Genomic DNA, 13,471 nt, shown 5'->3' on the forward strand with positions numbered 1-13,471 from the left:
TGCAGACGTCCACCGGATCGGCCGCGATGCGCGCCATCTATCCCAGCCTTCGCGACCGCCACGTCCTGATCACCGGCGGCGCTTCGGGGATCGGCGAGGGGCTGGTCGAGGCATTCGTTGCACAGGGCAGCCGGGTCAGCTTCGTCGATGTCCAGCGCGAGGCGGGCGAGGCACTCGCCACGCGGTTGACACCGGGAGCATCGCATTCTCCGCGCTTTGCCACGTGCGACCTCACCGACATCGCCGCGCTCCAGGCCTGCATCGGTGGACTGATCGCCGAACAGGGATCGGTCGATATCCTGCTCAACAATGCCGCGAGCGACGACCGGCACGCGATCGGCGATGTGACCCCGACCTATTGGGATGAGCGGATGGCGGTCAATCTGCGCCATCTGTTCTTCACCGCCCAGGCGGTGATCCCGGGCATGAAGGAAGCAGGCGGCGGCGTCATCATCAACTTCGGATCGATCAGCTGGCATCTCGGCCTGCCCGACCTGATCCTGTACCAGACCGCCAAGGCGGCGATCGAGGGGATGACGCGCAGCCTCGCGCGCGACCTGGGCGGCGACGGTATCCGCGTCTGCACCATCGTCCCCGGCAACGTCCAGACGCCCCGTCAGGAGCGCTGGTACACGCCCGAAGGCGAAGCGGAGATCGTCGCGGCCCAGGCCCTGAAAGGCCGCATTCAGCCCGCCGACATCGCCGCGATGGCGACGTTCCTCGCCTCCGACGACGCGCGCATGTGCACCGCGCACAATTATTGGGTGGATGCCGGATGGCGATGAAGGACATACCGGTAGCCGCGCGCCTCGGCGCGACGTTGGGCGAAGGCCCGGTCTGGGACGCGGAGCGCAGCTGCCTGTGGTTCGTCGATATCAAGGGGAAGAAACTCCACCGGTTCGATCCTGAGACCGGCGCGCTCGCCAGCACCGATGCGCCCGGCGAAATCGGCTGGGCACTCCCCGCCGACAATGGTCGCCTGTTGTGCGGGCTCCAGACCGGGCTGCACTGGTTCGATACCGGCACCCGCGCCTTCACCTTCTGGCGCGCGGTCGAGCCCGACCTTCCCGGCAACCGGCTCAACGACGCGTGCACTGACGCGCAGGGACGCGTCTGGTTCGGGTCGATGGACAATTCGGAAGCGGGTGCGACGGGCTGGTTCTATCGCCTGGATGCCGGGCAGATCGACCGGGTCGGGCCGGGGCCGGTGAGCATCACCAACGGCCCGGCAGTGTCACCCGGCGGCGATCGCATCTATTTCACCGACACGGTCGGTCGCCGCATCTGGCAGGCCGCGCTGCATGAGGATGGATCGCTGGGCGACGCGCGCCCCTATCTGACCTTTACCGGCGACGAAGGCTATCCGGACGGATCGATCACCGATGCGGAGGGAAATGTCTGGGTCGGGTTCTTTGCCGGGCATGGCGCGCGACGCTTCGACCCCGCCGGTCGCGAGATCGAGTTCGTTCGGCTGCCCGTCGCCAATGTCACCAAGCTGGCGTTCGGCGGCGAGGGACTGAAGACGCTGTATGCCACCACAGCCGCCAAGGGGCTGAGCGCCGAACAGCGCGCGGCACAGCCCCATGCGGGCGATTTGTTCGCGTTCGAGGCCGATACGCCCGGCCACGCGCTCGCCCCGGCGCACGTCGCGTGAGGGGCTTGGGCATGAGGGGCGTGGCTGCGCTGCTCGCCGCCGCGGCCTTCGTCCCCCTGCCCGCCGCCGCGCAGATCGCGTTCGCCCCCGCCATCGGCGATCAGGGCGTGCTCCAGCGCGACAAGCCGATCGTGATCGAGGGCGAGGCCGCTCCCGGCACGTCCCTGACCGTCACGCTGAGCGACACGATCGCCCAGGCAAAGGCCGACGAGAGCGGTCAATGGCGCGCCATCCTTCCAGCGATGAAGGCAGGCGGCCCCTATCGCCTGCGCGCCGCGACCGGCGGCGAAGCAGTCGAGGCAAATGGCGTGATGGTCGGCGATGTCTGGCTGTGTTCGGGCCAGTCGAACATGGAATTTCCGGTCCGCCGCGCGCTCGATTTCGACAATCAGATGAACAGCGCCGCCGATCCGATGCTGCGGCTGTTGACCGTGCCAAAGGCAACATCGACCCGGCCGCTGCGCAAGTTCGGCGAACCCGCCGCGTGGCAGGCCTCGACGCGCGAGACCGCGCCCGAATTTTCCGCCGCCTGCTGGTATATGGCGCGCGCCTTGCGCAAGGCTGCGCCCGATGTCGCGGTGGGGCTGATCGATGCAAGCTGGGGCGGCACCGCGATCCGCGCCTGGCTCGATCCGGTTGCGACACGCCGCATCTACGGCCCGGAAGATGCTGTGCTGCTCGAAACCTATGACCGCGACCCACTTGCCGCGAACACTGCATTTGCGCCGCGCTGGATCGACTGGTGGCGGACACAGGGCAGCGTCGAACCCTGGCGTACGCCCGATGCGGTCAAATGGTCGCCAGTCCCCGGCGTGGGACCATGGGACAGCCTTGGCGAGGCTCCGCTTCAAGGCTTTACCGGCTGGGTGTGGTTCCGCCGCAGCGTTACGCTGACGCCCGAACAGGCGCGCGGCGGCGCGACGCTGTCGCTGGGTATTATCGACGATGGCGATCAGGCGTTCGTCAACGGCAAGCCGGTGGGCAACAGCTTCGGCTGGTCCAACCCGCGCGATTACATCGTTCCGGGAAGCTACTGGAAGGCCGGGGCGAACGAGGTCGTCGTCGCGGTGTGGAACAGCTATGGCACCGGCGGCTTCATGGGCCCGGCCGAGCGGCTGAAGCTCACGCTATCCGACGGGTCGAGCATCCCGCTGGGCGACCAGTGGCACTACTGGATTTCGGCCGCAAAGGGCGCGCCGCCCCGTCCGCCATGGGATACGATCGCAGGCCTTGGCCTGATCGGCAATGCGATGGTCGCGCCGCTGGGCGGAATCGGGCTGAGGGGCGTCGCCTGGTATCAGGGCGAAAGCGATTCCGGCCAGACCGGCTATGATGTCCGGCTTCGCGGCCTGATCGACGGCTATCGCCGCCAGTTTTCCGATCCGGCGCTGCAGGTGCTGGTCGTCGGGCTGGCAGGCTATGGTGCCCCCGCCCCCATGCCGGTCGAGAGCGGCTGGGCGAAGTTGCGCGACGAGCAGCGCCGCGCTGTTGCGGCCACCCCGGGAACGGCGCTGGTGTCGGCCATCGACCTTGGATCGCGCACCGATATCCATCCGGGGGACAAGAACGAACTCGGCAAGCGGCTTGCCCGCGCGGCGTTGGGAAAGCCGGGGCCGCAGGCGGTGTCGGCGCGGCGTGACGGTAGCGATGTGGTCGTATCGTTCAACGGCGTGGAGGGCGCGCTGGCGGGGTGGAGTGGCGCCCCGATCGGGTTCGAACTGTGCGCGCAGAGCTGTCGCTTCGCGCGCGCCACCGCCGAAGGCACGACCGTTCGGGTGCTGGGCGACGGGCAGCCGGTGACGCGGATACGCTATGGCTGGGCCGACACGCCGGTGGTGAATCTGTACGACGCGGCGAACATGACGCCGACCTCGTTCGAACTGGCGGTGGAGTAGCGAAACAATCCTCCCCCGCCAGGGGGAGGATAGAGCAGACGTCAATGATTATGCCGCGGCAGCGTCTTCGACGTCTGGCGATAGTCCAGCGCGAATTCGAGCACCGCGCCCTCGCTCAGCTGCCCGGTCTTTTCGCGCGCCAGCTGTTCCCACGGCGTGTTGCTCGCCGGAACCTGCGGCACCCCGTCGCCCTGGCGCCGCTCGATCTCGCCAGCGTCGACCAGCATGTCGCAGCGGCGCGTGTTCAAGTCGATGCGGATCGTGTCGCCCGTGCGCAGCCAGGCGAGCCCGCCGCCCGCCGCGCTTTCGGGCGAGGCGTTGAGGATCGATGGGCTGTCCGATGTCCCCGACTGGCGCCCGTCGCCCAATGTCGGAAGCCAGTTCACGCCCGTACGGATCAATGCGTCGGGCGGCTGCATATTGACCACCTCCGCAGATCCGGGCCAGCCGAGCACGCCGGACGAGCGCATCACCAGGATGCAGTCGGCGTCGATGTTCAGCGCGGGATCGTTGATGCGGTGATGGTAATCGTCCGATCCGTCGAACACGATCGCGCGCGCCTCGAAGATATTCTCCGCGCCGGGCCGCGAGAGATAGCGGCGGCGGAATTCGGGCGAGATCACCGATGTCTTCATGATTGCGAAATCGAACAGATTGCCGCGCAGCACGAGGAACCCCGCATTCTCCTGAAGCGGCTCGGCAAAGGGCCGGATCACCTCACGGTCGTTGCTCTCCGCTCCCGCCAGATTGTCGGCGATGCTGCGCCCTGTGACCGTCAGGCAGCCGCCGTGGAGCTTCCCCGCCTCCAGCAATTCCCACATGGCTGCGGGCACCCCGCCCGCGCGGTGGAAGCGCTCGCCGAGATATTTGCCCGCCGGCTGCATGTTGACCAGCAGCGGCAAATGGTAGCCGTGATCGTACCAGACCTCCGGCTCCAGCTCGATCCCGGCATGGCGCGCCATCGCGACGATATGCGGCTGGGCGTTGGACGATCCGCCGCAGACGGTGACGGTTGCGATCGCATTGAGAAAAGCCTCGCGCGTCAGGATCCGCGACGGGCGCAGATCCTCGCGCACCATGTCCACGATCCGCTGCCCGGTGCGATAGGCGATCTGGCCGCGTTCGCGATAGGGCGCGGGGATCGCCGCGCAGCCGGTTAAAGACAGGCCCAAAGCCTCCGCCACCGCGTTCATCGTCGAGGCGGTGCCCATCGAATTGCAATGTCCGGCCGACGGCGCGCTGCTCGTCGCGCGGCGCAGGAATTCCGCCTCGTCGATCTCGCCCGCCGCCAGCGCGCGGCGGCTGCGCCAGATGACGGTCCCGGACCCGACCAGCTCGCCCTCATGCCAGCCATCGAGCATCGGCCCTCCGGAGAGGACGATGGCGGGGATGTCGACCGTGGTCGCCGCCATTACCTGACTGGGCGTGGTCTTGTCGCAGCCGGTCGTGAGCACCACGCCGTCGATCGGATAGCCGTTGAGCAGTTCGACCAGACCGAGATAGGCGAGGTTGCGGTCGAGCGCGGCGGTCGGACGGCGGCAATTCTCGAAAATCGGATGGACCGGGAATTCGATCGGGATGCCGCCCGCGTCGCGGATCCCGTCGCGCACCCGCTTCGCGAGGTCGAGATGGATGCGGTTGCACGGGGACAGGTCGCTGCCCGATTGGGCGATGCCGATGATCGGCTTGCCGGACTGAAGCTCCTCGGGCGTTACCCCATAATTCATGAACCGCTCCAGATAGAGCGCGGTCATGTCCCAGCGTTCGGGATTGTCGAACCAGTCGCGTGAGCGCAGGCGCACGCAGTTACCGTCAGTCATCAGGGCTCCGATTGCGCGCAACGCGGCTGACCAGCGTCGGCGCCGAATCGGAATCGCGACGGACCAGCGTATAGGGCAGGGTTTTCTGCTCGACCTCGAGCCGTTCGCCGGTGCGCTTGGCCTTGAGGATGCGCACCGTGGCCGACACCGCCCAGGCGGTCATCGCGCGGATCGGCTGGCGAATGGTGGTGAGTTCGGGCCAGATCGTGCTTGCCATCGCGGTATCGTCAAAGCCGCAGACGGTGATGTCATTGGGGACATCCAGATGCAGCCGGTGCGCGACCGCCACCGTCGCGGCGGCCATGTCGTCGTTCGACGCGAAGATCGCGGTCGGGCGCGGATCGACCGAGATCAGTTGCTCCGACGCCTGCATCCCGGAACGATAGGTGAAGCGCCCCTGCGCGATCAGCTCCTCGCGGATCGGTATTCCGGCGGCCTCCAGCGCGGCCTTATAGCCGTTGAGGCGGCGCCCGCTCGACACCTGTTCGGGGTTGCCGATGATGAAGCCGATACGCTTGTGGCCAAGGTCGATGATGTGGCGCGTCATGTCGTACGCGGCCTGGAAATCGTCGATCAGCACCGCAGCGTGCGATCCGCTCGCCTTGCCCGGTCCCACCGCAATCGCCACCGCCCCGGCATTGGTGACGAGATCGAGCACGCTCTGATCGTCGCACAAGGGCGGCGGAAGGATGAACCCCTTGATCCCGCCATCGATCAGGTGATGGACGAGCGACTTGGCTTCCGCGACATTTTCACAATTCTGGACGACCAGATGGACGTCAGCGCGGCTCGCCTCCTCCAGCGCGCCCATCAGGAATTCGCTGAGATAGGACGCGGAGGGGTTGTCGAACATCAGCGCGATGCGCAGCTGTTCGCCGCCGGCCAGGCTGCGCGCCGCGCGGTTGGGCGCGAAGTTGAGCTTGGCGATCGCCGCCAGCACCTGCTCCCGGGTCGTCTCGCGCACATTGCCTTCGCCGTTGATCACCCGGCTGACCGTCATGGGCGAACAGCGCGCCTCGGCCGCGACATCGGCGATGGTGGGAGCGCCGCCACGGCGGCGGGACGAACGGGGTTTGGCGGATGAGGCAGGAGGCATGGTCATCGCACATACGCCCCGTTTGCCTGCAGCGGCAAGCGTGCGATGTTAGCGCTACTCATCTCGAACTTCGGCCCCCTCATTGGCCCGGCGCCTCGGGAAAACGTTGCGCCTGATACCAGTTGAGCGGATGCGTCGGCGCGGCATGGCCGGGGGGCAGCGCGCGGCCGGATATCGCGGACCAATAGGCGAGGCTGGCGTCGCGCCACCATCGTGCCTCATGCGCTTGAATTTTCAGGAAATCCGCCACGGCGCGGTGGCGCTGTGCATCGATGTGCGGCGCCTGTTCGGCCCAGGTCACGCCCATGCGATCGACCGTCGCGACGCCGCGATCGTAGCGGCGCGGAAGCTCCTCCCACAAGGTTCGTCCGCTCGACATGCGATAGTCCCACGGGACATGGCGGAACCACAAGAGCAATTCCTCATCCGCGAGCAGCCGCTTCGCGACGTCAGGCGCATATTGGGCGAGCGCGTCGCTGCCGGTGCCGGTGCGGTCGAAGCCGATGCCGTCCCGGTCCGCGCGGTGGTAATAGACCGGGTTCCATTCGGGTCGGTCGAGGTCGGCGACCCAGGGCGCCGGGCCGTAATGATGGCCGGTCCCCATGACATGCGCGAGGCCCAGCGGGGTCATGTAATCGACCACCGCCTCACGGCTGCCGAGCATCATCGGCACCACCGCGCGGAGAAACGCAGGATCGCGGCTGAAGGTCAGCGCCGCCCATTCGCGCGCGATTTGATCGCTGGGCAAGCGGGGGTTCCAGGCGAGGCGACCGAAGGCGTACCAGTTCGCCTGGTCGAAATCCGATCCGGTCCAGTTGCGGTCGCTGCCGGTGTTGGCGACTCCGGCGATCGCGCTCACCTTCTCCGCCACCGTGCCGCCGCGCCCGGTATCGGCGTCGAGCACCTCCTCGAACAGCGGGGCGAGAAAGGCGAGGTGGGAGGCAAAGCCGAGATATTCCTTGGTGATCTGGAACTCGATCGCCAGCTGCGTCTTCGGCATCGCGCCGAACAGCGGGTGAAAGGGCTCGCGCGGCTGGAAGTCGATGGGTCCGTTCTTGACCTGTACGATCACATTGGATGCGAATTTTCCGTCGAGCGGCTGGAATTCGGTGAACGCCTGTTTCGCGCGGTCTTCCTTGTTCTCGGCGGCATAGACGAAGGCGCGCCAGATCACCACGCCGCGCGCGCCGATCGCAGCGGCCAGCATGTTCGCGCCATCGGCATGGCTGCGGCCATAATCCTGCGGGCCGGGCTGGCCCTCGGAGTTCGCCTTGACCAGAAAGCCGCCGAAATCGGGAATCGCGGCGTAGAGTTCGTCTGTCTTCGCCTTCCACCAGGCGCGCACCGCCGGGTCGAGCGGGTCGGCGGTGGTGAGCCCGCCAATGTCGCGCGGCGCGGAGAAGCGGGCCGACACATAGACTCGGATGCCCCAAGGCCGGAACCTATCCGCCAGCGCCTTTGCCTTGGCGATGTAGCGCGGCTCCAGCATCATCGCGCGCGCGTTGACATTGTTGATGACGACGCCGTTGATCCCGACCGACGCATTGGCGCGCGCATAATCGGTCATCCGCACATCGACCCGATCGGGCAGATGCCACCAGTCGAAGATCGAGCGACCGGCATAGCCGCGTTCGACATGCCCGTCGGGATCGTCCCAATGGTTGAGCATCCGCAGCGTGTAGGCAGGCGCTTCGTCGAGTTTGATGGACGCCAGCGGCTTGCCCTGCCCAAGTTCGCGCAGCAGCGCAAAGGCACCGTAGAGCAGCCCGATATCGCTGGCCGAGCTGATCTTTGCGCCATTGACCCGGAATGCGCCTTCACGCTGCGCTGGGGTCGCCAGTTTGCGCAGGGTGATTGCGGCGGTGGAAGCAAGGCGCAGCTCGGCAAGGCCGCGCTGCAATTCGTCGCGCGCCAGTCGGGCAGTCGGTGAATCGCTGCCGATCAGCGTGACGGTTGCGGACTTATGCTGCGCAGCATCGGCGAGCGGCGCATTGCGCAACCACAGGCGATAGCCGTCCTCCGCATGGGCAGCAGCTGCGCAGAAAAGCGACGTTGCAATCAACGACAGGGCGCAAAGTCGCGCGATCATCATCCTCACCCTTTCGCCGCGCGCGAAACCCATTGCTGGCCGGTCGCGGGTTGACAAGCTCCGTCCCGTCATATCATGTTAGCGCTAACAATAAAGTGTCGTTTTGACGACCCGAGGGGATGAAATGATGCGAAAGGCCTGGGTCGCCCTGTTGCTGGCGAGCGTATCCGTCACATCTCATGCGATTGCGGGTCATGCCGTTGCGGGGTCGCGGCTCTCAGCTTCGCAAGCGGACCCTACCGCCCGCCCCCCCGCCGACGCGCCGTATCGCAACGCGGCGCTGCCGCTGGAACAGCGCGTCGCCGACCTGCTGGCGCGGATGACGCTGGAGGAAAAGATCGCCCAGATCACATCGGTCTGGGACACCAAGGTCGAGATCCAGGATGCGCAGGACCGGTTCGATTCGGCGAAGGCGAAGGCGAAACATCCGCACGGCATCGGCCAGCTCGCCCGCCCGTCGGATCGCCAGGGGCCAGTCTCGCCCCGCGTCGCGCCACCGCGCAGCATCGCCGAGAGCATCGATTATGTGAATGCGGTGCAGAAATGGGCGGTCGAGGGCACGCGGCTCGGCATCCCAGTGCTGTTCCATGAAGAGGCGCTGCACGGGCTGGCCGCGCAGGATGCGACGAGTTTCCCCCAGGCGATCGGGCTTGCCTCGACCTGGGACCCCGATCTGGTCCGCGAGATCAACGCGATGGTCGCGCGCGAAGTGCGCACGCGGGGCGTGCATCTCGTCCTTTCGCCGGTGGTCGATGTCGCGCGCGACCCGCGCTGGGGGCGGATCGAAGAGACGTTCGGCGAGGACCCGCACCTCGTTTCCGAAATGGGCGTCGCCGCGGTGGAGGGGCTACAGGGCCCGAACCGTGCCCGCACGCTGGCACCGGGCAAGGTATTTGCGACGCTCAAACACATGACCGGCCATGGCCAGCCCGAAAGCGGCACCAATATCGGCCCCGCGCCGATCGCCGAACGCACGCTGCGCGAGATTTTCTTTCCCCCGTTCGAGGCGGTCGTCACCCGCACCGGGGTCGAGGCGCTGATGGCGAGCTATAACGAGATCGACGGCGTGCCGAGCCATGCGAACCAATGGCTGCTGGGCGACGTACTGCGCGGCGAATGGAAGTTTCCCGGCGCGGTGGTGAGCGACTATTATGCCATCGAGCAGATGGTCAGTATCCACAGGATCGCGCCGTCGAATGCCGCCGCCGCCCAGCTGGCGCTTGCCGCGGGCGTCGACAGCGAACTGCCCAATGCCACCGCCTATTCGACCCTGATCGACGCGGTGCGCAAGGGCGAGGTGAGCCAAGGGGCGATCGACACCGCGACTGCGCGGATGCTGAGCATCAAGTTCCGCGCCGGGCTGTTCGAAAATCCCTATGCACGGGTCGAGGATACCCGGATCAACCATGATGCTGCGGCGGTGGCGCTGGCGCGCAAGGCGGCGGAGAAGTCGCTCGTGCTGCTCAAGAATGAAGGCGGCGCACTGCCGCTTGCGCTCGACAGCCAGCAGACGATCGCGGTGATCGGTCCCAATGCGGATGTCGCGCGGCTGGGCGGCTATTACGGCATTCCGCCCGAGAAGATCACGCCGCTTCAGGGGATCCGCGCGCTGGTCGGCGACAAGGCGAAGATCGTCCATGCGCAGGGCGTGAAGATCACCGAGGATGACGATTGGTGGGCCGACGAGGTCAAGCGCGCCGACCCGGCCGAGAATCGCGAGCGCATCGCCCAGGCGGTCGAGACGGCACGCGCCGCGGACACCATCCTGTTGTTCATCGGCGACACCGAACAGACCAGCCGCGAAGCCTGGGCCGACGCGCATCTCGGCGACCGCGCCAGCCTCGATCTGGTCGGCGAGCAGATCGAACTGTTCGATGCCATGAAGGCGCTGGGCAAGAAGCTGGTCGTCGTCCTCGTCAACGGCCGCCCCCCCTCCTATCCCAGGATCGCCGAGCAGGCCGATGCGATCCTAGAAACCTGGTATGCCGGCGAGCAGCAGGGCCATGCGATTGCCGACGCGCTGTTCGGGCGGGTCAATCCGGGCGGCAAGCTGCCGGTGACGGTTGCGCGGCATGTCGGCCAGCTACCGATGACCTACAACGTCAAGCCGAGCGCACAGCGCGGCTATCTGTTCGACACCACCGCGCCGCTCTACCCGTTCGCCTTTGGGCTGAGCTACACCCGCTTTACTCTGTCGCCGCCGCGCCTTTCCGCGTCGTCGATCAAGGCGGGGGACAGCGTCGATGTGCTGGTCGATGTGACCAATAGCGGAGCACGTGAGGGCGATGAAGTGGTGCAGCTCTATCTGCGCGACAAGATCGCATCGGTCACCCGGCCGGTGAAGGAATTGAAGGCATTCCGCCGTATCACGCTGAAGCCCGGCGAGACGCGCACGGTGAAGCTCACACTCGGCGCCGATGCCTTCCGCATCTGGAATATCGATATGAAACGGGTGATCGAACCCGGGGAGTTCGACATCATGACCGGTGCCGATTCCGCAAACCTCCAGACCGTGACGCTCACGGTGGCCCCATGAATCGCCGCGCCGCTCTGCGCCTGCTGGGACAGGCTTCCGCCGCGACCGTCGCCATCGCCTTCGCCCCCGCTGCCCATGCCCTCGCAGCCCCGCTCTACAAGGATGCGCGCGCCCCGATCCCGGCGCGCGTCGCCGATCTGCTGGGACGGATGACGCTGGAGGAGAAGGTCGGCCAGATGATCGCCATCTGGGCGCGCAAGGCGGAGGTGATCGACGAGCTCGCCTTCAACCCCGCCAAGGCGAGCGCCGCCTATCCGCATGGCATCGGCCATGTCACCCGCCCGTCGGACAAGCGCGGCGTGCCGGGGATCACCGGTGCTTCGGGCGGCACCGCCGCGCGCTGGCGCACCCCGCGCCAGACGGTCGAGTTCGTCAACGCGATGCAGCGCTGGGCGCTCAACGATACCCGGCTCGGCATTCCGGTCCTGTTCCACGAGGAATCGCTGCACGGCTATATGGCGACCGACGCGACGATGTTCCCACAGGCGATCGCCCTCGCCGGCACGTTCGACCGCGACCTGATGCGCCGCGTGCAATCGGTGATCGCGCGCGAGACACGCGCGCGCGGCGTCCCCTACGTCCTCTCCCCCGTGGTCGATATCGTGCGCGACCCGCGCTGGGGACGGATCGAGGAGACGTTCGGCGAATGCCCCTATCTCGTCGCGGAGATGGGCGTTGCGGCGGTCGAGGGGCTGCAAGGGCCGGGCAAGTTCGATCGCCTCGCCCCCGGCAAGGTCTATGCGACGCTCAAGCACATGACCGGCCACGGCCAGCCCGAGAGCGGCGTCAATGTCGGCCCGGCGCAACTGTCCGAGCGCGAGCTGCGCGAATATTTCTTCCCGCCGTTCCGCGAGATCGTGAAGCGCACGTCGATCGCCGCGGTGATGCCGAGCTATAACGAGATCGACGGCGTGCCGAGCCATGCCAACACCTGGCTGCTCGGCGACATCCTGCGCGGCGAGTGGGGCTTCGACGGGCTGATCTCGAGCGATTATGGCGCGGTCAACGAGCTGGAAACGATCCACCATATCGCCGCCGATCTCGAACAGACGGCGCGACTCGCGCTGGCGGCCGGCGTCGACAGCGAGCTGCCCGACGGCGCGGCCTATCGCACGCTGGTCGATCAGGTGAAGGCAGGCAAGGTCGCGGTCGCGGCGATCGACCGCGCGGTGGCGCGGATGCTCGCCCTCAAGTTCCGCGCCGGGCTGTTCGAAAATCCCTATGGCGACGCGACGCTCGCCGAGCGCATCACCGGCAACCCGCAAGCCCGCGCGCTGGCGCTCGAGGCGGCGCGCAAGTCGCTGTGCCTGCTCACCAATGACGGGACGCTGCCGTTCGCGGAAGACAAGGTCCGCAAGCTCGCCGTGATCGGCCCCAACCACGCGATCGCGCGGCTGGGCGGCTATTCGAGCGTGCCGAAACAGACCGTCAGCCTGATCGAGGGGCTGCGCACGCTGGTCGGCGACCGCGTCGAACTGCTCACCGCGCAGGGCGTGTTCATCACGCAGAGCGAAGACCGGTCGGCGGACGAGATCCTGCTCGCCGATCCCGTGAAGAACCGCGAGCTGATCGCGCAGGCGGTCGAGATCGCGAAGGGCGCGGACGCGATCGTGCTGGCGATCGGCGATACCGAACAGACCAGCCGCGAGGGTTTCGCCAAGACCCATCTCGGCGATCGCACCGGCGTCGATCTCGTCGGCGAGCAGAATGAACTGGTCGCGGCGATGGCCGCGCTGGGCAAGCCGCTGGTGATCGCCGCGATCAACGGCCGCCCGCCAAGCTGGCCCGCAGTGGTCGGCAAGGCCAACGCCGTGCTCGAATGCTGGTATCCCGGGCAAGAGGGTGGCGCCGCAATGGCCGAGGCGCTGTTCGGTCGAGTCAATCCCGGCGCCAAGCTGCCGGTCACGGTGATCCGCGATTCAGGACAGGTGCCCTATTTCTACAATCACAAGCCTTCGGCTCGGCGGGGCTATCTCTTCGCCGACAAGTCGCCCCTGTTCGCGTTCGGCCACGGCCTGAGCTACACCAGCTTCGACATCGGGACGCCGGCGCTGTCTTCGCCGACGATGGCACGTGATGGCAGCGTCACGGTCGAGGTCGCGGTGCGCAACACGGGCGAGCGCGTGGGCGACGAAGTGGTGCAGCTCTATATCAGCCGCCGCACTGCATCGGTGACGCAGCCGGTGCTGCAGCTCAAGGGATTCGAGCGGGTGTCACTCCAGCCGGGCGAGACGCGCGCCGTTCGCTTCACCCTTCCCGCCGAAACTTTCGCGCTATGGGATGCGGAAATGCGCGAGACGGTCGAGCCCGGCGACGTTGATATCCGCGTCGGCAACAATTCTGTATCGCTCAAGTCCACCCTGCTCACCATCATCTGAGGT

At 67.0% G+C, this 13,471-nt stretch carries 8 protein-coding genes; 5 read left to right on the forward strand and 3 right to left on the reverse strand.

Translation table 11 applies throughout. From position 1 onward, the window contains the following. Positions 1 to 26: 26 nt before the first annotated feature. From xylB to FPZ54_RS11750, 3 genes are read left to right on the forward strand one after another with little or no spacing between them, the layout of a single operon-like run. Entirely contained in the window at positions 27 to 785 is a 759-nt protein-coding gene (gene xylB / locus FPZ54_RS11740) for a D-xylose 1-dehydrogenase (RefSeq protein ID WP_145847439.1), read from the forward strand. Next, positions 782 to 1,654 carry an SMP-30/gluconolactonase/LRE family protein gene (locus tag FPZ54_RS11745; protein ID WP_145849769.1) on the forward strand — a complete coding sequence of 291 codons (873 nt, stop codon included), beginning with the start codon at positions 782 to 784 and terminating at the stop codon, positions 1,652 to 1,654. Before xylB ends, FPZ54_RS11745 begins: the two co-directional genes overlap by 4 nt. Positions 1,655 to 1,665: 11 nt before the next feature. Then, entirely contained in the window at positions 1,666 to 3,549 is a 1,884-nt protein-coding gene (locus FPZ54_RS11750; protein ID WP_145847440.1) for a sialate O-acetylesterase, read from the forward strand. A 41-nt stretch (positions 3,550 to 3,590) separates the two neighbouring features. Here the strand turns inward: FPZ54_RS11750 and FPZ54_RS11755 are convergent, their stop codons facing one another. The 3 genes from FPZ54_RS11755 to FPZ54_RS11765 form a co-directional block, all read right to left on the reverse strand. Next, positions 3,591 to 5,369 (reverse strand): IlvD/Edd family dehydratase, encoded by a 1,779-nt coding sequence (locus FPZ54_RS11755; protein ID WP_145847442.1) that lies wholly within the window; start codon positions 5,367 to 5,369, stop codon positions 3,591 to 3,593. Beyond that, the gene (locus tag FPZ54_RS11760) at positions 5,362 to 6,471 is read right to left on the reverse strand and encodes a LacI family DNA-binding transcriptional regulator (protein ID WP_239019555.1); all 1,110 of its coding nucleotides are present in this window, start codon (positions 6,469 to 6,471) and stop codon (positions 5,362 to 5,364) included. Before FPZ54_RS11760 ends, FPZ54_RS11755 begins: the two co-directional genes overlap by 8 nt. Before the next feature lie 73 nt (positions 6,472 to 6,544). Then, the gene (locus tag FPZ54_RS11765; protein ID WP_222428382.1) at positions 6,545 to 8,554 is read right to left on the reverse strand and encodes an alpha-glucuronidase; all 2,010 of its coding nucleotides are present in this window, start codon (positions 8,552 to 8,554) and stop codon (positions 6,545 to 6,547) included. Positions 8,555 to 8,678: 124 nt separating this feature from the next. Between FPZ54_RS11765 and FPZ54_RS11770 the strand changes: the two genes are divergently transcribed. Together FPZ54_RS11770 and FPZ54_RS11775 are read left to right on the forward strand one after the other, a co-directional pair. Further along, a complete protein-coding gene (locus FPZ54_RS11770) occupies positions 8,679 to 11,090 on the forward strand; it encodes a glycoside hydrolase family 3 N-terminal domain-containing protein (protein ID WP_145847446.1) in 2,412 nt (803 codons plus the stop codon). Next, the gene (locus FPZ54_RS11775) at positions 11,087 to 13,468 is read left to right on the forward strand and encodes a glycoside hydrolase family 3 N-terminal domain-containing protein (RefSeq protein WP_145847448.1); all 2,382 of its coding nucleotides are present in this window, start codon (positions 11,087 to 11,089) and stop codon (positions 13,466 to 13,468) included. Before FPZ54_RS11770 ends, FPZ54_RS11775 begins: the two co-directional genes overlap by 4 nt. The last annotated feature ends 3 nt before the right edge of the window (positions 13,469 to 13,471 follow it).

This window comes from Sphingomonas suaedae (genome assembly GCF_007833215.1).
In the GTDB taxonomy this organism is placed as follows: Bacteria; Pseudomonadota; Alphaproteobacteria; order Sphingomonadales; family Sphingomonadaceae; genus Sphingomonas; species Sphingomonas suaedae.